Origin of the sequence: Pseudarthrobacter sp. 1C304, from assembly GCF_052245515.1 — a bacterium.
In the GTDB taxonomy this organism is placed as follows: Bacteria; Actinomycetota; Actinomycetes; order Actinomycetales; family Micrococcaceae; genus Arthrobacter.
Genome location: NZ_JBQQCH010000001.1, coordinates 636,823 through 656,920, shown reverse-complemented (window position 1 = coordinate 656,920; position 20,098 = coordinate 636,823). Strand labels below are relative to the sequence as shown.

The 20,098-nt window shown below is 69.0% G+C and carries 21 protein-coding genes; 11 read left to right on the top strand and 10 right to left on the bottom strand.

All coding sequences use genetic code 11. The features are described from left to right. Window positions 1–345: 345 nt before the first annotated feature. Complete coding sequence (locus ACTWQD_RS03145; RefSeq protein WP_443194727.1) at window positions 346–978, top strand: uracil-DNA glycosylase; 633 nt, start codon at window positions 346–348, stop codon at window positions 976–978. A gap of 131 nt (window positions 979–1,109) precedes the next feature. On the opposite strand, the gene ACTWQD_RS03140 is transcribed toward ACTWQD_RS03145, so the two are convergent. The 3 genes from ACTWQD_RS03140 to ACTWQD_RS03130 form a co-directional block, all read right to left on the bottom strand. Further along, window positions 1,110–1,538, bottom strand: a complete 429-nt coding sequence (locus ACTWQD_RS03140) for a DUF3151 domain-containing protein (protein WP_443194726.1) — start codon at window positions 1,536–1,538, stop codon at window positions 1,110–1,112. Between the two features lie 2 nt (window positions 1,539–1,540). Then, the gene (gene fbaA, locus ACTWQD_RS03135) at window positions 1,541–2,560 is read right to left on the bottom strand and encodes a class II fructose-bisphosphate aldolase (protein WP_443194725.1); all 1,020 of its coding nucleotides are present in this window, start codon (window positions 2,558–2,560) and stop codon (window positions 1,541–1,543) included. A 212-nt stretch (window positions 2,561–2,772) separates the two neighbouring features. Continuing rightward, complete coding sequence (locus tag ACTWQD_RS03130) at window positions 2,773–3,447, bottom strand: TrmH family RNA methyltransferase (protein ID WP_443194914.1); 675 nt, start codon at window positions 3,445–3,447, stop codon at window positions 2,773–2,775. A 94-nt stretch (window positions 3,448–3,541) separates the two neighbouring features. Between ACTWQD_RS03130 and ACTWQD_RS03125 the strand changes: the two genes are divergently transcribed. Beyond that, window positions 3,542–4,396, top strand: coding sequence for an HAD-IIA family hydrolase (locus ACTWQD_RS03125; protein ID WP_066433172.1), 855 nt, complete (start codon window positions 3,542–3,544; stop codon window positions 4,394–4,396). 9 nt (window positions 4,397–4,405) lie between these two features. On the opposite strand, the gene ACTWQD_RS03120 is transcribed toward ACTWQD_RS03125, so the two are convergent. The 4 genes from ACTWQD_RS03120 to pyrE form a co-directional block, all read right to left on the bottom strand. Next, the gene (locus ACTWQD_RS03120) at window positions 4,406–5,446 is read right to left on the bottom strand and encodes a thioesterase domain-containing protein (protein ID WP_443194724.1); all 1,041 of its coding nucleotides are present in this window, start codon (window positions 5,444–5,446) and stop codon (window positions 4,406–4,408) included. Window positions 5,447–5,528: 82 nt separating this feature from the next. Then, entirely contained in the window at window positions 5,529–6,074 is a 546-nt protein-coding gene (locus ACTWQD_RS03115; protein ID WP_443194723.1) for a hypothetical protein, read from the bottom strand. A gap of 96 nt (window positions 6,075–6,170) precedes the next feature. Further along, the gene (locus ACTWQD_RS03110; RefSeq protein WP_443194722.1) at window positions 6,171–6,950 is read right to left on the bottom strand and encodes a GAF and ANTAR domain-containing protein; all 780 of its coding nucleotides are present in this window, start codon (window positions 6,948–6,950) and stop codon (window positions 6,171–6,173) included. 92 nt (window positions 6,951–7,042) lie between these two features. After that, on the bottom strand, window positions 7,043–7,627 hold the full coding sequence (gene pyrE, locus ACTWQD_RS03105; RefSeq protein ID WP_443194721.1) for an orotate phosphoribosyltransferase: 585 nt from the start codon (window positions 7,625–7,627) through the stop codon (window positions 7,043–7,045). Window positions 7,628–7,756: 129 nt separating this feature from the next. Here pyrE and acsA point away from each other — a divergent pair, with 129 nt between their 5' ends. From acsA to ACTWQD_RS03080, 5 genes are read left to right on the top strand one after another with little or no spacing between them, the layout of a single operon-like run. Continuing rightward, window positions 7,757–9,607 (top strand): acetate--CoA ligase, encoded by a 1,851-nt coding sequence (acsA, locus tag ACTWQD_RS03100; protein WP_443194720.1) that lies wholly within the window; start codon window positions 7,757–7,759, stop codon window positions 9,605–9,607. Beyond that, the gene (gene pdhA, locus ACTWQD_RS03095; RefSeq protein ID WP_443194719.1) at window positions 9,604–10,635 is read left to right on the top strand and encodes a pyruvate dehydrogenase (acetyl-transferring) E1 component subunit alpha; all 1,032 of its coding nucleotides are present in this window, start codon (window positions 9,604–9,606) and stop codon (window positions 10,633–10,635) included. The genes acsA and pdhA overlap by 4 nt, the downstream gene beginning before the upstream one ends. After that, a complete protein-coding gene (locus tag ACTWQD_RS03090) occupies window positions 10,632–11,612 on the top strand; it encodes an alpha-ketoacid dehydrogenase subunit beta (RefSeq protein ID WP_443194718.1) in 981 nt (326 codons plus the stop codon). The genes pdhA and ACTWQD_RS03090 overlap by 4 nt, the downstream gene beginning before the upstream one ends. Next, a complete protein-coding gene (locus ACTWQD_RS03085) occupies window positions 11,605–12,993 on the top strand; it encodes a dihydrolipoamide acetyltransferase family protein (protein WP_443194717.1) in 1,389 nt (462 codons plus the stop codon). Before ACTWQD_RS03090 ends, ACTWQD_RS03085 begins: the two co-directional genes overlap by 8 nt. Before the next feature lie 43 nt (window positions 12,994–13,036). Next, complete coding sequence (locus ACTWQD_RS03080; RefSeq protein ID WP_443194716.1) at window positions 13,037–13,279, top strand: acyl carrier protein; 243 nt, start codon at window positions 13,037–13,039, stop codon at window positions 13,277–13,279. A gap of 40 nt (window positions 13,280–13,319) precedes the next feature. Here the strand turns inward: ACTWQD_RS03080 and ACTWQD_RS03075 are convergent, their stop codons facing one another. Next, on the bottom strand, window positions 13,320–14,573 hold the full coding sequence (locus ACTWQD_RS03075; protein ID WP_443194715.1) for an FAD-dependent oxidoreductase: 1,254 nt from the start codon (window positions 14,571–14,573) through the stop codon (window positions 13,320–13,322). Between the two features lie 151 nt (window positions 14,574–14,724). Here ACTWQD_RS03075 and nadE point away from each other — a divergent pair, with 151 nt between their 5' ends. After that, window positions 14,725–15,546 (top strand): ammonia-dependent NAD(+) synthetase, encoded by an 822-nt coding sequence (nadE, locus tag ACTWQD_RS03070; RefSeq protein ID WP_443194714.1) that lies wholly within the window; start codon window positions 14,725–14,727, stop codon window positions 15,544–15,546. A 96-nt stretch (window positions 15,547–15,642) separates the two neighbouring features. Here the strand turns inward: nadE and ACTWQD_RS03065 are convergent, their stop codons facing one another. Next, entirely contained in the window at window positions 15,643–16,416 is a 774-nt protein-coding gene (locus ACTWQD_RS03065; protein ID WP_443194713.1) for an IclR family transcriptional regulator, read from the bottom strand. A gap of 210 nt (window positions 16,417–16,626) precedes the next feature. Between ACTWQD_RS03065 and ACTWQD_RS03060 the strand changes: the two genes are divergently transcribed. Genes ACTWQD_RS03060 through ACTWQD_RS03050 form a run of 3 tightly spaced genes read left to right on the top strand, consistent with a single transcriptional unit; the run spans window position 16,627 to window position 19,306 of the window. Next, window positions 16,627–17,376, top strand: a complete 750-nt coding sequence (locus tag ACTWQD_RS03060; RefSeq protein ID WP_443194712.1) for a CoA transferase subunit A — start codon at window positions 16,627–16,629, stop codon at window positions 17,374–17,376. A gap of 44 nt (window positions 17,377–17,420) precedes the next feature. Further along, window positions 17,421–18,116: a CoA transferase subunit B gene (locus ACTWQD_RS03055; RefSeq protein ID WP_443194711.1), complete on the top strand. Its 696-nt coding sequence runs from the start codon at window positions 17,421–17,423 to the stop codon at window positions 18,114–18,116. Further along, window positions 18,113–19,306, top strand: a complete 1,194-nt coding sequence (locus ACTWQD_RS03050) for an acetyl-CoA acetyltransferase (protein ID WP_443194710.1) — start codon at window positions 18,113–18,115, stop codon at window positions 19,304–19,306. Before ACTWQD_RS03055 ends, ACTWQD_RS03050 begins: the two co-directional genes overlap by 4 nt. An 87-nt stretch (window positions 19,307–19,393) precedes the next feature. On the opposite strand, the gene ACTWQD_RS03045 is transcribed toward ACTWQD_RS03050, so the two are convergent. Continuing rightward, window positions 19,394–20,092, bottom strand: coding sequence for an ankyrin repeat domain-containing protein (locus tag ACTWQD_RS03045; RefSeq protein ID WP_443194709.1), 699 nt, complete (start codon window positions 20,090–20,092; stop codon window positions 19,394–19,396). Between the last annotated feature and the right edge of the window lie 6 nt (window positions 20,093–20,098).

Sequence of the window (20,098 nt, the reverse complement as noted above, 5' to 3'; positions counted from 1 at the left end):
ACCGAGGTGGTCACCGGGGGTTCAGCGCCGTTCATGAGAATGCCCCGAATCTACCGCTGTGAGCAGTACCACTACGATCTGTACTGCTTCGATCTGCACTGGTTTGATCCATGCCGTCAACGCCAGAGTCCGGGGCTCTTACCACCCAAGTTTAGCCGATGGCGGGGGCGGCAGCTCATTTGACCATCCAATGGACTTCCGCAGGGCTTGATAGACTACTAACGACCGCTCATGAATTCGGTCCACACCACATTTTCAAACCACACCGTACTTGGCGTGCCCGTGTTCCGCGTGCCCGCGTGCGGTCTGGCAGCGTTACCAATCCCGCAGGAGACTCAGCAACATATGACAGCCTTGGCCACTGAAAATTCCCGCGAGCAGCTTTTGAGCCGCCGCTACGAACCTAGCGTCGCAGCCGTCAACGAACTGTGCGACACGCTGCAGGCGGCCAAGGCCGGCACCACCGTCCCCTACGTCGATCCGATGCACGACGTCGACGAGTGCCGGATCATCAGCCTCTTCTCCAACATCGGAACCGAGGACAAGTCCGGGTTTATCACCGCCGGCGACGATGAGGCCGCCACCCGGCTGCTCGGCGTCCAGTGGAAGCTGGGCCTGCGCCCTGAGTACGTCATGCCGTGGAACGTCCACCCTTGGCACGTCCCGGGCGAGCCGAACGGAAAGTTCACGCCGGACCAGATCTCCGCGGGCCTGAAGCCGCTGCTGAAGTTCCTCGCCCTGGTGCCCCGCGCCTCCGTGATTGTGGCCCACGGCACCGAGGCGAACCGCCTCGCCAACCTGCTCCTGAAGACCGAAGTTCCCATGATCTGGCGCCGCGGCCTCAAGACCTACAAGGTCCGCTCGCTCAGCGGACGCGCCTTCGCCGGAACCCCGGCCCGCCAGGAGCAGTACCTCGAAGAAATGGGCACCGTGTACGCGGATGCCATGGCACGCACGGGCCTGGCCAAGGCCAGCTGACCTTCCAGAGCACGACGGCGGGCGCCCACCTTTGGTGGACGCCCGCCGTCGTGCGTTAACAAACAACGCGGGGTCAGTTCCCGCCCATCCCAAGGGGATTTATGGGCGGGAGCTGACCCCGCGTTGGTTTGTCAGCGCTTCTCGGCTTCGATCGCTGCCTTGGCGGCGGGATCGGAGTCGTTCAGGAACTTTTCGATCCGCTCCGGCTCGTCCGCCTCGCCGATCGCCGCTGATGCGCGGCCCAGCGAGTACAGGGCGCGCAGGAATCCGCGGTTGGGTTCGTGCTCCCACGGGATGGGCCCGACGCCGCGCCAGCCGTTGCGGCGTAGCGAGTCCAGGCCGCGGTGGTAGCCGACGCGGGAGTAGGCGTAGGAATCGATGGTCCGTCCCTCAGCCCACGCTTCCTCGGCCAGCACGGCCCAGAGCAGCGAGGACGTCGGGTGCTTCGCCACGAGGTCCAGGGCCTCCTGGCCGAGGGCCAGGTGCTGGTAGACCTCGGTCTCCGCCGGCAGGAGCGTGGGCTCGGGGCCCATCAGGTTCTTGCGGAACTCGTCCGACATGCCTAGAACGTCTTGCCGGTGGAACCGAGCTGCTGGGCGGCTTCGACGACGCGGGCCGCGAGGCCTGCCTCGGCGGAGGCGCCCCACACGCGGGGGTCGTACAGCTTCTTGTTGCCCACCTCGCCGTCGACCTTCAGGACGCCGTCGTAGTTGCGGAACATGTGGTCCGCCACCGGGCGGGTGTAGGCGTACTGGGTGTCCGTGTCGATGTTCATCTTGATCACGCCGTACGAGACGGCGTCGGCGATTTCCTGATCGGAGGAGCCGGAGCCGCCGTGGAAGACCAGGTCGAACGGGCTGGACTTGCCGATCTTGGCGCCCACCTGCTCCTGGATGTCCTTGAGGATTTCCGGGCGGAGCTTGACGCCGCCGGGCTTGTAGACGCCGTGCACGTTGCCGAAGGTCAGCGCCGTGATGTAGCGGCCGTTTTCGCCGGAACCGAGGGCGTCGATGGTGGCCAGGGCGTCCTCGACGGTGGTGTACAGCTTGTCGTTGATGGCGTTCTCGACGCCGTCTTCCTCGCCGCCGACGGTGCCGATCTCAACCTCGAGGATCATCTTGGCGGCAGCGGTGCGCTCCAGGAGTTCACGGGCGATGCGCAGGTTTTCCTGCAGGGTTTCCGCGGAGCCGTCCCACATGTGCGAGTTGAAGAGCGGGTTGCGGCCGGCTTTGACCTCGGCCTCGGAGGCGGCCAGCAGCGGCAGGACGAAGCCGTCCAGCTTGTCCTTGGGGCAGTGGTCGGTGTGCAGGGCGATGTTGACGCCGTAATTCTTGGCCACCTCGCGGGCGAACGCGGCGAAGCCCAGGGAGCCGGCCACCATGTCCTTCGTGGACGCGCCGGACCAGTACGCTGCACCGCCGGTGGACACCTGGACGATGCCGTCGGACTCGGCCTCGGCGAAGCCGCGGAGGGCCGCGTTGAGGGTCTGGGAGGAGGTGACGTTCACGGCGGGGAACGCGAAGCCGCCCGTCTTAGCGCGGTCGATCATCTCGGAGTAAATCTCTGGGGTTGCAATGGGCATGCTGACTCCTAAAGTGAATTTCGTCTGCGGGCTGGGGTGCCCCTGCGGGGAACCTCGTCGGCTACGAACCATCCTAGCCATTCCGACGCCGGGGGCCGTGTTTCCGGTCACTCGGCCTGTAATACTCGCCCCCCGCCGAGACGACACTTCGCGGCAGTGACCCTCTGGGCAGGTCAATTGATCGGAGCAACGCGGGAAAACCGCGGCGGCCCTCAGCCCGGGGGCTGGTGGAACACGTGCCGGCGGATCCAGGCGTGCATCGCGATGGCCGCGGCCGAGGCGGCGTTGATCGAGCGGGTGGAGCCGAACTGCTCGATCGACAGGGTGTCCACCGCGGCCTCGTGGACCTCGGGGGACAGCCCCGGGCCCTCCTGCCCGAACACCAGCACGCAGTCCTTGGGCAGCTCGTAGGTTTCCAAAGGCACGGAATCGGGGAAGATGTCGATCCCGATGATTGCCAGGCCCTCTCCCTGCGCCCATTCCACAAAGTCCTGGACGGTGGGGTGGTGCCGGACGTGCTGGTAGCGGTCGGTGACCATGGCGCCGCGGCGGTTCCACCGGCGTCGTCCAATGATGTGGACTTCCTTGGCCAGGAACGCATTGGCGCTGCGCACTACCGTGCCGATGTTCATGTCGTGCTGCCAGTTTTCAATGGCGATGTGGAAGTTGTGGCGCTTGGCGTCCAGGTCCGCGACGATCGCCTCGTGCTTCCAGTAGCGGTACTTGTCCACCACGTTGCGGCGGTCGCCGTCCGCCAGGAGGTCCGGGTCCCAGTGCGCACCCTCCGGCAGTTCGCCTTCCCAGGGCCCGACGCCGACCTCCGGCTTGGGCTCCCCCTCCGGCGCTAGCGCCAGCTCCGGCTCCGGCTCCGGCTCTGGCTCCGCCAGGTGGCCGGGGCGGGTTTCGCTGGGGATCTCGGGTTCAGTCACCAGTCAACATTAGACTGGGACTGGCATCGGCACATTATCGGCGGAGGACAGCATGGCGGAGCAGCAGGAACAGCACAGGGACAACCCGGACGACGTGCGCTCGGCACCGTCGGTGTACCGCAGCGGCCAGGAGATCGAGTGCTGGCTGACCGACATGGACGGTGTCCTGGTCCACGAAAACCAGCCGATTCCGGGCGCCGCGGAACTGATCCAGCGCTGGGTGGACACGTCCCGGCGGTTCCTCGTCCTGACCAACAACTCCATCTTCACGCCGCGGGACCTCGCCGCACGGCTGAAGAGCTCCGGCCTGGAGATCCCCGAGGAGAACATCTGGACCTCGGCCCTGGCCACCGCCCAGTTCCTCAAGGACCAGGTACGCGGCTCGGAGTCCGGCAACCGCGCCTACACGATCGGCGAGGCGGGCCTCACGACGGCGCTGCACGAGGCCGGCTTTATCCTCACGGACCAGGACCCGGACTTCGTGGTGCTGGGCGAGACCCGCACCTACTCCTTCGAGGCCATCACCATGGCCATCCGGCTGATCCTGGGCGGTGCGCGGTTCATCGCCACCAACCCGGACGCCACCGGGCCCTCGAAGGACGGGCCCATGCCGGCCACCGGCGCCATCGCGGCGCTCATCACCAAGGCGACCGGCCGCGAGCCGTACATTGTGGGCAAGCCCAACCCGATGATGTTCCGCTCGGCCATGAACCAGATCGACGCGCATTCGGAAACCACGGCCATGATCGGCGATCGGATGGACACGGACATCATTGCCGGGATGGAGGCGGGGCTGCACACGGTGCTGGTGCTCAGCGGCATCACGCACAAGGACGACATCGCCGCCTACCCGTTCCGTCCGAACCAGATCCTGAACTCCGTAGCGGACCTGAAGAACCAGATCTAGGGCCAGGCCTCAGAACGCGGTCTTCTTGCCCCCGCCGGAGGGCAGCGGGAACATCCCGTCCTGCAGTTCCTCGATGATGGGCCGGTAGATGAACGGGTTCCAGCCCGGGCTGGCGTGCGCCGGACGGGCGCCGTCGGTACGCAGGGAAGCGTTGGCCATGTTGTCCTTGAAGGTCAGCGACCAGGAGTCCCGGGCGGTCTCGTAGTCCACGGTCCGGTCCCGGGGGTTGCCGACGAAGGCCATCCGGGTCCCGCCGAGTTTCCCCGCGAAACGGGTGGCATCGAAGTGGTAGATGTAGGCGGACTCGGACTGGATGAGCACGCTGGAGGGTGCGATCGGCGACAGCTGCTCCAGGGTCTGGTCCAGGATCTGCCCCCAGCTGCGCTCGTCCTTGTGCAGCATCCGCTCCCCCAGTTCGTAGCCGCCGCGCAGCACGGTGGGGAACCGGAAGCCTTTTTCGTAGAGGAACACCACCCCCTCGAACCAGCTTTGGTCCAGCACGTCGTACTTGCTGCACGGGCTGGAATCGAGCAGGATAAACGCCACCTCGATGCCGTGCAGCTCCCGGAGCCGGGCGGCGACCTGGGTGGCCACCATGCCGCCGAAGCTGTGGCCGTAGAAATAGAGGGTAGTCAGCTGATGCGCCCGGGCATGCTCCACCACAGCGATCACGATCTGGTCAATGTCCAGGCCCACGTTGGAATAGCCGACGGCGGCCAGCTGGCCGCGTTTGTTCAGTGTTCCGCGCAGCGCGTTCAGGATCCACAGGGCCTCCTCCCAGCTCGTCTTGTAGCCGGGGAAAAGGAACCAGCTGGCGTTGGGGTAGTAGGTCTCCGCGGTCTCGTCCGGCACCGGGAGGATCCGGTGGACCCGCCGTTCGGCCTGCACCCGCCGGGTGAACAGCATGTCGGCCGCCAGCACCGAGGCGGCCGCCGTGCCGCCCAGGAACCCGCGCCGCGAAAACCGCTGGAGTTCGGCGGCGTGCCGCAGCACACGGGCGTCGGCGTCGCCGGCCCCGCCCAGGTTCTGATTCTCCGGCTCTTGCGGCACATCACTACCGTAGCCACCGGGGCTGCCGGATCGGAAACGCGCAGAGAACGGCCCCGGCGCCGGAATGACGCCGCCGCCCTGCCTACGCGGGCTTGGCGGCGCGGCCAACTTCGCGGCGGGCGATTTCCAGGGAAATGTCGTCGAAGGTGGCCAGGAGTTCCGAGCGGGCCATGACGGCCGGGTTGTCTAGGAGCCCGAACACCGAATCGCTGGCGGCCAGCAGTTCGTCGTCCGAATAGCCCGCCAGCGGGCGCAGGCCGGACGTGTCCATGGGCGTCTGGACTTCTCCGGCAAGGTCCAGGGGCTGCAGCGCCGCCGCGGGTCCGAGGACACCGGTGGAAAGCATCAGCGAGACACCACTTCCCTTGGCGGCCGTGCCGGCAACGGGGCCAGCGCCGCCGTCAACGGCGTTAAGGTCGGCGCGGAGACCGGCCAGGGCGGCAGATTCAACGAATGCTGCGCTGCCCAGTTCCACCCGGATGTGCGAGGTGATCCCCATCTGGCGGACACGCCGGATGGTCTGCATGAGGGACGGCCGGGAGATCTGGGTGAGGCTGCCAAGGACGTCGATCCGAACGGTATCGGAGACGGTATCAATCCTGACCTGAGCATTAAGAGACTGGTCCATAGGTACTCCAAAAAATAGGAATCTATGGCCGACGGCTCAACCTCGTTCAGACTATAGGTCCCCGACAGTGCGCACAAGTCATATCCCGCTCCCGGTTCAGCCGGTGGCCTGCCGCCCGGGTTCCTCGAAGTGGGTCCGGGACGCCGTGCCGCCGACGGAGCGGACCAGGGACGCGGCAATGTCACGCAGCTTGACATTCCCATTGCTCGAAGCGTCCGTGAGGATGCGGACGGCCGTTTCCTGGTTGCAGCGGTTCTGCGCCATGACAATCCCGATCGCCATGTCGATAACGGTGCGGGATTCGAGGGTGGCCCGGAGGTTGGTAGCGCTGTCCGTGTGCAGGGAGAAGCGGACCGCGAGCCGGAGCGCCTGCGAGATCTGGCGAGTGTAGTCGCGCGCCCGGGCGGCCACATCGCCGTCGAACTTGTGCGGCGCGTCGGAGTACAGGTTCAGTGCCGCCTGGGCCTCGCCCTGCAGGTGGAACGGTACGGAAAGCACCGAGCGAAGGCCGTGGGACGCGACGGCACTGGCATAGTCCGGGCCCCAGCGATCCTCTTCGAACAGGTCCGGAACATAGACTTCCCGTTCCTCCTGGGCCGCCGTCAGGCACGGGCCCTGCGAGAGCCGGTACTGGATTTCGTCCACTTCGCGCGCGGACTCGCTGCTCCAGCCGATGGTTGCTGCCTTCCGGTCGCGCAGCAGGGTGATCCCGCACAGGGCATCGTCCCCGGCGCCCGCCACCTGGTGCGCCGAAAACCGCGCGAGTTCGTTGAGGAAATCCTCGAAGTCGGCACTGTCCAGAATGAGGTTCTGGACCTGGTCTACGGTGGTGAGGTGCTCGGATTCGAGGAGTTCGTCGGGTTCGGGCAGGAGCATGTCGCGTGGTCTCCGGGGGCTCTGGTGGCTATCTGAAAATGATAAGACACCGCAAACCCCCGGTCCACACGCGTCCGCTGAGGGAAGAACGCCTAGCTCAGGCCGAGTTCGTCCTTGCCGAAGGCGAAGAGATAGGGAACTCCGGCCTCTGCCTCGATCTTTTCCTTGGCGCCCGTGTCGCGGTCCACGATCACAGCGACGGCGACGACGTTGCCGCCGGCCTTGCGGACGCCCTCGACGGCGGCAAGCGCCGAGCCGCCGGTAGTGGACGTGTCTTCAAGCACCAGCACCTTGCGTCCCTCAACGGAAGGGCCTTCCACCTGGCGGCCCATGCCGTAGGACTTCTGCGCCTTGCGGACCACGAACGCGTCCACGGGGCGTCCGCCGTCGACCGCGGCATGCATCACAGCGGTGCCGACGGGGTCGGCCCCCATGGTCAGCCCGCCCGCGCACTCAAAGTCGATGCCGGCGTCGTCCATCAGGGACAGCATGACCTGGCCCACCAGCTTGGATGCCTCGTGGTGCAGCGTGATGCGGCGCAGGTCGATGTAGTAGTCGGCCTCGGCGCCGCTGGAGAGGATGACCTTGCCGCGGACCACGGCCAGTTCCTTAATCAGTTCCAGCAGGCGGGCACGGGCGGCAGCGGCATCGGCTGCGGGGACACTGGTGGCAGTCATGGGACCCAGTTTAGTGGCTGGACGGCACGCGACTGCCCGCGGCCCGGTTGGATGTCGGGGACTCCCGGGCGGCCCGCGCCGGGCCTTTTTCCTCTAGGCACCCCCTCCGGGCTGGAGTGCCATGGAACCATGACGGCAGGAACGGAACCTTCCACCCGCTGGCCCGCCATCCCCAAGGACCCCGCGAGCTTCCGGGTCCGCCCGAACCTGGTGGACTACGACGCCGCGTGTGCTGCGTTTTCGTGGAACGAGGCGCGCCACGAACTGTCCGGCCTGCCCGGCGGCCGCGGCGTGAACATCGCCTATGAGGCGGTGGACCGGCACACCGCAGGCGCTCTCGCGGGGCACGAGGCGCTGCGGTTCATCCGGGCCGACGGCAGCGTCCGTTCCCTCAGCTTCGCCGGGCTCGCCGAGCAGACCAGCCGGTTCGCCGCGGTGCTCCGCGGCCTCGGCATCGGACGCGGCGAGCGCGTCTTCTCGCTCACCGGGCGCAGCCCGGCGCTCTACATCGCCGTGCTGGGAACACTCAAGAACGCCAGCGTCTTTTGCCCGCTGTTCTCCGCCTTCGGCCCGGAACCCGTCCGGCAGCGGCTGCACCTGGGCTCCGGCCGGGCCCTGGTGACCACCCGGGCGCTGTACCGCAAGAAAATTGCCGGGATCCGCGGGTCCCTGCCGGAGCTCCGGCACGTCCTGCTGACCGACGCCGACGGCGACCCGGAACCGGGCACGCTGGACCTCACCGCGCTGATGCGCGCAGCGCCCGCCGACAGTGAGGTAGCCGCCACGCAGGCAGAGGACATGGCCCTGCTGCACTTCACCTCCGGGACCACGGGCACGCCGAAAGGCGCCATCCACGTGCACGACGCCGTCACCGCGCACCACGCGACGGGCACCACCGCCTTGGACCTGCACCCGGACGACATTTACTGGTGCACGGCCGATCCCGGCTGGGTCACCGGAACCTCCTACGGCGTGATCGCGCCGCTCACCCACGGGGTGACCACCATTGTGGACGAGGAGGAGATGGACCCGGACCGCTGGTACCGGATCCTCGCCGAACAGCACGTCACCGTCTGGTACACGGCCCCGACGGCGCTGCGGATGCTCATGAAGGCCGGGGCGGACCGGGCCCGGGGCCACGACCTGTCCGCGCTGCGCTTCGTCGCCAGCGTCGGTGAACCGCTGAACCCCGAGGTGGTGGCCTGGGGCCAGGAGGCGTTCGGCCTGCCCGTGCACGACAACTGGTGGCAGACCGAAACCGGCGGCATCATGATCTCCAACTATGCCGCCACCGAAATCCGGCCCGGCTCCATGGGCCGGCCGCTGCCCGGCGTCGAGGCGGGCATCGTGGCCCGGGACGCCTCCGACAAGCCGATCGTCCGCGACGGGAAGGCGGTCCTCGTAACGGAGCCGGACGCGGTGGGCGAGCTGGCCCTGCGGCCGGGCTGGCCGTCGATGTTCCGCGGCTACCTGCACGAGGAGGAACGCTACCGCCGCTGCTTCGCGGGCGGCTGGTACCTCACCGGCGACCTCGCCAGGCGCGACGCCGACGGGTACTACTGGTTCGTCGGGCGCGGCGACGACGTGATCAAGTCCTCCGGCCACCTGATCGGCCCGTTCGAAGTGGAGAGCTGCCTGATGGAGCACGACGCCGTCGCCGAGGCGGGGGTGATCGGGGTCCCCGACCCCGTGGCCGGCGAGGTGGTGAAGGCATTCGTGGAGCTCCGGTCCGGCTGGCAGCCGTCCGAGGACCTGCAGCTGGAGATCATCGGCTTCGCCCGGAAGCGCCTCGGACCCGCGGTGGCGCCGAGACTGCTGGAGTTCACCGCGGCCCTGCCCCGGACCCGCAGCGGCAAGATCCTCCGGCGGCTGCTCAAGGCCCGGGAACTGGGCCTGCCCGAAGGCGACACGTCCACGGTGGAGTCCCCCGTTGAGTCCCCTGCCGGGGCGTCGGAGCCGGAACCCGGAGCACCGCAATGACCGGCCCCCTCGACCCTCCGGCCCGCGTCCTGGACCCCGCCCACGGCCGGCACCTGTTGCTGCAGATGCTGCGCGTCCGGCGGCTCGAGGAAAAGTGCGTCGAGCTCTACAGCGCCGCCAAGATCCGCGGGTTCCTGCACGTGTACATCGGGGAGGAAGCGGTGGCGGCCGGCGTCCTGGAGACGCTCGCCCCGGACGACGCCGTCCTCGCGACCTACCGGGAACACGGCCACGCCCTGCTCCGCGGGGTCCCCGCGGGGGCGATCCTCGCCGAGATGTACGGCTACGTCGAGGGCTGCTGCCGGGGCCGCGGCGGCTCCATGCATCTTTTCGACGCCGCCACGCGCTTCTACGGGGGCAACGCGATCGTGGCCGGCGGCCTGCCGCTCGCCGTTGGGATGGCGCTCGCGGACAAGATGACCGGCCGCTCCCGCGCCACGGTGTGTTTCTTCGGCGAGGGCGCCGTCGCCGAAGGAGAATTCCACGAGAGCCTCAACCTTGCCGCGCTGTGGCAGCTGCCCGTGCTGTTCTGCTGCGAAAACAACCTGTACGCCATGGGAACCGCACTGGGGCGCTCGGAATCCCAGACGGACATGGCGCTGAAGGCCGCCGGCTACGAGGTGGCCGCGTGGGCCGTGGACGGCATGGACGTGCTGGCGGTCGAAGATGCGGCCCGCCGCGCCGTCGAGGCTGTGCGCTCCGGCGGCGGCCCGCATTTCCTGGAGCTGCGCACCTACCGTTTCCGGGCCCACTCGATGTTCGACCCGGAACGGTACCGCGACAAGGCCGAAGTCGCCCGCTGGCTGGAGCGCGACCCCATCACCCTGCTGCGCACCTCGATGGAGGCCGCGGGCCAGCTCACCGCGCAGGAGTGGGAACAGCTGGAGGAGGAGGCCGATGCGGAGGTCGCCGCCGCCGTCGACTTCGCCGAGGCCGGGACCCTCGAACCCGTGGAGGACCTGACCCGTTTTGTCTACAGCGAGCGCGGCGCGGACAGCCGGGCAGCCACCGGGCGGAGCGGGCCATGAAGTCCAGCTACCGCGAAGCGCTCCGGGCCGGGATCCGCGATGCGATGCTCCGCGACGAACGGGTCTTCCTGATGGGCGAGGACGTGGGGTCCTACGGCGGGTCCTTCGCCGTGAGCCTCGGCCTGCTGGAGGAGTTCGGCCCGCAGCGCATCCGGGATACGCCGCTCTCCGAGTCCGGTTTTGTGGGCGCCGGGATCGGCGCGGCGCTGGCCGGTTTGCGTCCCATTGTGGAGATTATGACCGTCAACTTCAGCCTGCTGGCCCTGGACCAGATCGTCAACAACGCCGCGAGCCTGCTGCACATGTCCGGCGGGCAGTTCAACGTCCCGCTCGTGATCCGGATGACCACGGGCGCCGGCCGCCAGTTGGGCGCCCAGCACTCGCACAGCCTGGAGGGCTGGTTCGCGCACATCCCCGGCCTGCGCATCCTCGCCCCCGCCACCCTGGCGGACGCCCGCGGCATGCTGTGGACGGCGCTGCAGGACCCGGATCCGGTGCTGATCTTCGAACACGGCTCGCTGTACAACGTCGCCGGCGAACTCGACGACGACGCCGGGGCCGTGGACATTGACACCGCCGCGGTCCGGCGGCCCGGCGCCGACGTCACCCTGATCACGTACGGCGGGACGCTCCAGCCCGTCCTCGATGCCGCCGAACAGCTCGCCGTCGACGGCATCGACGCCGAGGTGCTGGACCTTCGGACGCTCCGTCCCCTCGACGAGGCCGCCATCCTCACCTCCGTCCGCAGGACCCACCGCGCCGTGGTGGTGGACGAGGGCTGGCGCAGCGGCAGCATCTCCGCCGAAATCAGCGCCCGGATCACCGAGAACGCCTTCTATGACCTGGACGCCCCGGTGGGCCGGGTCTGCAGCGCCGAGGTGCCGATCCCCTACTCGAAGCACCTTGAGCTGGCGGCCCTGCCCTCCGTGGACCGGATCACCGCGGCGGCGCGGCAGGCGGTCAGCGCCGGTGGCTGACTTCCTGATGCCCTCGCTGGGGGCCGACATGGAACACGGCAAGGTGGTCGAGTGGCTGGTCCGGCCCGGCGACTACGTCCGCCGCGGGGATCTGGTGGCGGTGGTGGACACGGACAAGACCGTTATGGACGTGGAGTCCTTCCAGGAGGGGGTGGTGGCCGAGCTCCTGGTGGACCTAGGCACCACAGTGCCGGTGGGCACACCGCTGGCCCGGATCACTCCGACCCCGGCCGAGACCAGCGCCACACCCGGCCCCGCGGCCGGAGCCATATCGCCGCCGTCCGCCGCTCCGGCCCCCTCCCCTGCCGGGGACGCTCCGGCCCCCTCGCATGCCGGGGAGGCTGCCCCGATCGCGCCGCCCGTCCGGCATCTGGCCCACGGGCTGGGCATCGACCCGGCCCGGCTCCATGGCACCGGCAAGGGCGGCGCGGTCACTCGGGCCGACGTGGAGCACGCAGCCGCGGCCCGGCCGTCCGCAGGACGGGTACGGTCCTCCCCCCGGGCGCGGCGGCTGGCCGCGGAACTCGGCGTCGACCTGTCCGCCGTCAGCGGCAGCGGCCCGGACGGTGCCGTGACCGTGGCGGACGTGCAGCACGCCGCGGGCCGCCTGCCGGAAGCCGCGGCTGCTGCCGCCGTCGGGCTCCCCCCGCCCCCGCAGGAGCAGCCCCCGCCCGCGGCTCCGGCCCCGGGCAAAACCGCGGAAGCCCGCGAGCGCGTCGCCAGCCTGCGCCGCGCTGTGGGGGCCCTGATGTCGCGGTCAAAGAAGACCATTCCGCATTACTACCTCAGCACCACCCTGGACCTGCGGGCCGCCGTCGCCTGGATGCAGTCCGTCAACGCGCAGCGGCCGGTGGCGTCCCGGCTGGTGGCCTCGGCGCTCCTGCTGAAGGCCGCGGCGCTCGCGGCCCGGGATGTGCCGGAGGTGAACGGCTTTTACGACGACGACGGCGGGTTCCGGCCCAGTGCGTCCGTGCACCTCGGCGTCGCGGTGGCCCTCCGGCAGGGCGGCATTGTGGCCCCGGCCCTCCACGACGCGGACACCCTGGCCGTGGACGTGCTGATGGAGCAGCTGCGGGATCTGGTCAGCCGGGCGCGCGCCGGGCGGCTGCAGCGCGCCGAAATGGCCGATCCCACCATTACGGTGACCAACCTCGGGGACCTGGGCGTGGACAGTGTCTTCGGTGTGATCTACCCGCCGCAGGTCGCGATGCTGGGCCTCGGCCGGGTGGTGGAGCAGCCGTGGGCGCACGACGGCATGCTGGGTGTCCGTCCCGCCGTGACGGCCACGCTCTCCGCCGACCACCGGGTCAGCGACGGCCTGCGCGGGGGCCGCTACCTGACCCGCATTGATGAGCTGCTGCAGAAACCGGAGGAGCTGTGAGCCGGGGCCGGAGCGGGAATCGGATCGGAACGCGGGAGGAACCATGAACGAACAGGACGCCCGGTTGGCGGTGCAGGCCGCGATCGGCAAGGTGGCGCCTGACGTCGACCTGGCCGACGTGGACGAGGACGCCCGGTTGCGGCAGGACCTGGAACTCGACTCGCTGGACTTCCTCCGGCTCATCGAGACGATCGACACCGCCACCGGCGTCGACATTCCGGAGCGGGACTACCCGGCGGTGGCTACGGTCAAGGGACTCATCGAGTACCTGGCCTCCCGCGGCTGACCCTCTCCGCTGCTCCGCCCTTCTGGGGCTGCACGGGCTGTTACGGAGCAATCGATGGAGGGGAAGGAACGCGGCGGGCGAAGGCGGGCGCGTGTTCGGGCCGCGGCCCGAAGGCCACGAACCGCGGGACCACCCTTCCGGCGGCCGGGACGTGCCGGGCCAGGAACAGCAGGATGGCCGGCGCCCCGGCCCGCGTCCCGGTCATGATCGGCTCGAACAACAGCCGGTGCATCACGCGCTGCACAGTCTGGACGACGACGGTGGGCAGGCGCCGCCGTCGGACAACCTTCGCCAGGTCGGCGCGGGTGACCTGCCCTCGGAGCAGCGCCGGGGCCAGGCAGTCCGCGGCGGCCACGGCGTCCTGGATTGCCAGGTTGATCCCCACCCCGCCGGCCGGCGACATCGCATGGGCGGCGTCTCCGATACAGAGCATCCCGTTGATGTGCCAGCGGCGCAGCCGGTCCAGGCGCACGTCCAGCCAGTGCAGGTCCTCCAGCGACGCGATGGCATCCACCCGGTCGGCGAGATCGGGGCGGAGGGCCGCAATCCGGCGCCGGAACCCTGCCACCCCCTCGGCCCGGATCCGGGCATCCGTGCCCTTGGGCGCGAGGTAGCCCATTTGGAAGTAGTCGGTCCGATTGAGCGCCAGCAGCGCCTCGCCGCGGCCGAACGCCGGCACAATGCCCGCGATCTCACCGCGCTCGGAGGCGAGCCTCGGCAGCCGGAACCACCATGTGTCGAACGGCACCGGGTACTCTTTCGGGGCAAGTCCGGCCGCGCTGCGCAGGGCGGAATGGCGCCCGTCCGTCGCAACCACCACGTCCGCCAGGATCTCCCCCGACTCCCCGTCCGCGGTCCGGTAGTGGACGCCCCTGACCCGGCCGCCGTTCCGGACCAGCGCAGTGGCCCGGTGGCCCATCCGCAGGCTGAAGGAGGGCTCCTGGGCGGCGGCGCCGGCCAGGAAGTTCAGGAAGTCCCACTGCGGCATCATGGCGACGTAGTTGTACGGCGGGGGCAGGGCATCGAAGTTGCCCATCGTCACGGGTGGACCGCCGGGCACCGGGAACGCCACGTTGCTCAGCCGGCTCTGCGGGAGCCGGCGGAACTCCTCGCCCAGGCCCAGCTCATCGATCAGCCGGATGGTGGACGCATGGACGGTGTCGCCGCGGAAGTCCCGGAAGAAGTCCGCGTGCTTCTCCAGCACCGTGACCTGAACGCCGGCCCGGGCCAGCAGCAGTCCCAGCATCATGCCGGCGGGGCCGCCGCCCACCACCACACATCCGGTCTTCTCCATGGCCATACGCTACGCCTGCGGAGCCCGCCCGCGGGAGGGGTTTCCCCCACCCACCTCACGGTCCGCGGCTCCACCGCCCCGGCCCCGCTCGCAACGCCGGGCTGACTGACTTAGTTGAGCACGGTTGACACTGCTGGCTAGGCTTTGAGTCATGCGTGAACTCCAGGCGAAGATCATCGAAGAAATGGGTGTCCAGCCCCGGATCGACCCCGCCGGGGAGGTGCGCAAGCGCGTCACGTTCCTGAAGGACTACCTCCTGGCCACCCACACCAAGGGCTTTGTCCTCGGAATCTCCGGCGGGCTGGATTCCTCCCTCGCCGGCCGGCTGGCCCAGCTGGCGGTCGAGGAGCTCGCGGCCGACGGCGTCGACGCCAACTTCGTGGCCGTCCGTCTCCCCTACGGGGTGCAACACGACGAGCAGGACGCCCAGGCCGCGCTGGACTTCATCCAGGCGAAAACCGAATGGACGTTCAACATCTCCGCGGCCGTGGACGGCTTCGAGGACGAATTCGAGAAGACCGTGGGCAACGGAATCTCCGACTTCCACAAGGGCAACACCAAGGCCCGCACCCGCATGATTGCGCAATACGCCCTCGCCGGGGAACACAACTACCTGGTGATCGGCACGGACCACGGCGCAGAATCCGTCACCGGGTTCTTCACCAAGTTCGGCGACGGCGGCGCGGACATCCTGCCGCTGTTCGGGCTCAACAAGCGCCAGAACCGGGCCCTGCTCGCCGAACTCGGCGCCCCCGCCCGCGTCTGGCAGAAGGTCCCGACGGCGGACCTCCTGGACGGCCAGCCCGGCCGCACCGACGAGGACGAGCTGGGCCTGACGTACGACCAGATCGACGACTACCTCGAAGGCCGCGAGGTCCCGGACGCCGTGGCCGAATCCATCGAGCAGAAGTACCTCCGCACCCGGCACAAGCGCACCGTCCCGGTCACCATCTTCGACACCTGGTGGAAGTAGCCGGCGCTCCGGGGGCACATTGAGGCCCGCCCGGCCCGGCGGGACGCCACAGCCCGGCGTGTCCGTGGCGAAGTGCCCCCGGACCGCCGTCGGGTCCTAGCGGCGCTGCAGCAGCGTGGAGATCCGGTGCGCCTCCTCCATCAGCAGGCGGCCCAGCATCTCCTGCCGTTCGCCCTTGAAGCGCGGTTCAATGCCGGTCAGCGACAGCGCCCACGCGGGGCGGCCGCGCTGGTCGAAGACGGCGGCGCCCATCCCCCAGCTGCCCTCCAGCACCAGCCCCGGATTCACCGAATAACCGGCCTGCCGCGTCTTCGCCAGATTCTCCCGGACCAGCGGCGCGGTGTGGGCAGCCGCGAAGGCACCCGCGTGCGCGTCCCAGTCCGCCAGGAGCTCCTCCTGCTCCGCCGCGGGCAGGAACGCCATGATGGCGGTCCCCGCGGAGGCCACCCCGAGCGGGAAGCGGACACCCTCGTGCAGCACGAAGGACCGTACGGGGAAGCTCCCCTCCTCGCGGAGCAGGCACACCGTTTCCGCGCCGCGCCGGATGGAGAAGAACGCGCTTTCGCCGGTTTCCTCGGCGAGCCGGCGCAGGCTCGGCCGGGCGATGTCCTCCAGCGGGAAACGCGCCGAGGCCACGGAGCCCATCAGCAGGATCTCCGGCCCCAGCACCCAGTTGCCGCTCTGCCGGTCCTGGTCCAGCAGCCCCTCGGCGGCGAGCGAGGACAGGAGCCGGTGCACCGTGGGGCGGGTCAGCCCGGATTCCCGGACCAGTTCCACCAGCGGGGAGCCAACAGGCGTCCGCCCGACAATGCGCAGCAGCGACGCGATGCGGCTGACCACCTGCGCGCCCTGGACCGGTGCTGAACTCATGTTCCCCCTCGAACCCCTGCGTATCCCGTGAAAGTATCCATAATGTGGATGCTCCATAGCCTAGCGTCCACACTGTAAAAATGGCACCACAGAGGTCGAAATCACCCGTTGACAGCCTCCATTTCCGCCCCGTAGGCTCCTTCAGCAGGAAGCCGGTCCACAAAGTGGATTGCCAGCCGGGCAGCAAGAAGAGCTCAATGAGGAGATGCAATGTCAAAGGTGAAATCCGGAGCGGCGGCCGCGCTGCAGGACGTACTGCGGGACGGGATGACGCTCGCCGTCGGAGGTTTTGGCCTCAGCGGCATTCCGGCTGACCTGATCGAAGCCGTGCGCGATTCCGGCGTCAAGGACCTCACGGTGGTGTCCAACAACATGGGCGTCGACGGGAAGGGGCTCGGAGTCCTCATTGAAGCCGGCCAGGTCCGCAAAGTTATCGCCTCCTACGTGGGGGAAAACAAGCTCTTCGCCGAGCAGTACCTCGCCGGCAACCTCGAAGTCGAGTTCACCCCGCAGGGCACCCTCGCCGAGCGCCTCCGTGCCGGGGGCGCCGGGATTCCGGCGTTCTACACCAAGACCGGCGTCGGCACCCTCGTCGCCGAAGGCAAGCCGCTGGCGGAGTTCGACGGCGAGACTTTCGTCCTGGAGCGCGCCATCAAGGCCGACGTCGCACTGGTGCACGCCCACACCGCCGATACCGACGGCAACCTGATCTACCGCTACACCGCGCAGAACTTCAACCCCGTCGTCGCGACCGCCGGCGCCGTCACCGTCGCTGAAGCCGAGGTGATTGTGGAACCCGGCCAGCTGGACCCCAACCACATTGTCACCCCGGGCGTCTTCGTCCAGCGCCTGGTGCAGGCCAGCGGCCGGGCCAAGGACATCGAACAGCGGACGGTCCGGCCCCGCGAGGCAGCCGCTGCGGCTGCTGACACTGCCGCCGCATCCGCCGTCGCCGTCTGATCCGGCCTGAGCGCCACCACCCACACTTTTCAGGAGAAATCACCATGGCTTGGACCCGGAATGAAATGGCCGCCATCGCGGCCGAAGAACTTAACGACGGCGATTACGTCAACCTCGGCATCGGCATCCCCACGCTGGTCGCCAACAACCTGCGCGACGGCGTCCGCGTCGTCCTGCAGAGCGAAAACGGCCTGCTCGGCATGGGCCCGTTCCCCTACGAGGGCGAAGAGGACGCGGACCTCATCAACGCCGGCAAGCAGACCGTCACGGTGCTGCCCGGCGGCAGCATCTTCGACTCCGCGACGTCATTCGGCATGATCCGCGGCGGGCACGTGAAGGTCGCCATCCTGGGCGCCATGCAGGTCTCCGGCAACGGCGACCTCGCCAACTGGACCATCCCCGGCAAAATGGTCAAGGGCATGGGCGGCGCCATGGACCTGGTGGCCGGGACCCCGCGCGTGGTGGTCCTCACCGAGCACAACGCCAAGGACGGCACCGCCAAGATCGTCAAGGAATGCACCCTCCCGCTGACCGGGCTGAGCTGCGTGGACCGGATCATCAGCGACCTGGCCGTGTTCGATCTGGACAAGGACGAACAGAAAGCCGGCGTCCGGCGGCTGACGCTGACCCGCCTCGCCCCCGGCGTCACCGTGGAGGAGATCCGCGAAAAGACCGAAGCGGAGTTCGACGTCGCCCTCGGCAACGACGCAGCCCCCGCCCTGGAAGGAGCCACGGCATGAGCCTCAAGGAACAGTTCGGCAAGGATGTCCTGCTGACCGGCTGGGGCCACAGCCGCTTCGGCAAACTCACGGACGAGACCCTGGAATCCCTGATCGTCCAGGTGGCCACGGAGGCCATCGGCAACGCCGGGATCGAGCCGGGCCAGATCGACGAGATCTACCTCGGCCAGTTCAACTCCGGCATGATGCCGCTGGCGTTCCCGTCCTCACTGGCCCTGCAGGTCTCCGACCAGCTGGCCAACGTCCCGTCCACCCGGGTGGAGAACGCCTGCGCCTCCGGCTCGGCCGCCTTCCAGCAGGGCACCAAGTCGCTGCTGGCCGGCACCGCCAAGACCGTCCTGGTGATCGGCGCCGAAAAGATGACCCAGGCCGGGGCCGACGTGGTGGGCGCGGCCCTGCTCGGTGCCGACTACGACATGGCCGGCAAGGCCTCCACCACCGGTTTCACGGGCCTCTTCGCCGAGGTGGCCAAGCACTACGAGAAGCGCTACGGCGCCGCCGGGAACCTGTCGGACGTGCTGGGCACCATCGCGGCCAAGAACCACCGCAACGGTGTGGACAACCCCTACGCCCAGCTCCGCAAGGACCTCGGCGAGGAGTTCTGCCAGACCGTCTCGGACAAGAACCCCATGGTCGCCGACCCGCTGCGCCGCACCGACTGCTCGCCCGTATCCGACGGCGCCGCCGCCGTCGTGCTGTCCGTCTCGCCGACCGGGGGTGCCACCGCGCCGGTCCGGCTCGCAGGCTTCGGCCAGGCCAACGATTTCTTCCCCACCGAGCGCCGCGACCCCACCGCGTTCGCCGCGACCCGGGCCTCCTGGCATCGCGCCCTGGGGATGGCCGGCGTCGGGCTGGAGGATCTGGACTTCGCCGAAGTGCATGACTGCTTCACCATCGCCGAGCTGCTCATGTACGAAGCCATGGGGCTGACCGAGCCGGGGCAGGGGGCGCGCGCTGTCCGGGAAGGCTGGGTCTTCAAGGACGGCAAGCTGCCCATCAACGTCTCCGGCGGGCTCAAGGCCAAGGGCCACCCCGTCGGCGCCACCGGCGTCTCCCAGCACGTCATCACGGCGATGCAGCTCACCGGCACCGCCGGCGACATGCAGCTGCCCACGGCCCGCCGCGCCGCCGTCCAGAACATGGGCGGAGTGGGCATCGCCAACTACGTCAGCGTGCTTGAAGCCGTCTAACCAAACCAACGCGGGGTCAGATGCCGCCCATCCGAAAGGGGATTATGGGCCGCATCTGACCCCGCGTTGAATGGTTCGACGGCGGTACTAGCGTCCGCGGATCAGTTCCGCGATGGCGCGGAAGCCCAGGCGTTCAGCGTTCTCCAGCGCCGTCCGGCCCTGGGGGTCCCTGATGCCGGGGTCGGCGCCGGCGGCGAGAAGCATCCGGACCACTTCCTGCTGCCTGGGACCGCCGTTGTTCAGCAGGATGGCTTCCTGCATCGCTGTCCATCCCAGGTTGTTGACGTGGTTGACGGGGACTCCGGCCGCGATCAGGATCCGGACCGTTTCCACATGGCCGTGCTCACTCGCCGGGATGAGGGCAGTGCCGCCGAACCGGTTGGTGCTGCGCACGTCCGCACCGGCGGCCAAGGTCAGCTGCAGCAGCTCGTTGAACCCCTCTGCACCGGCGTAAAGGAACGCCGAGTCCTGGATGCCGTCCTTGGCGTTGACGTTGCCCCCGGCCCGGATGAGCTCCGCGGCCAAGGCCACGTCATTGGCCTTCGCGGCCCGGACCAGTCTCTGGTCGAGGTCGCCCTGTGCCTCGGGGGACAACGCCGGACTGGTACTGGCGGCCGGCGCAGCCACTGGTGGAGGACTTGACGACGGCGGCGTCTCCGGCGCGCCGGGATCCCCGGCTGGCTGGCAGGAGGTCAGGCAGGCAACCACGCAGGCAGCCGCGCAGGCCGCGGCGAGGAGTCCCCCGGCTCCCTGCCGCCCCCTGAACCACGTCCTGAACCGCGTCATAAACCC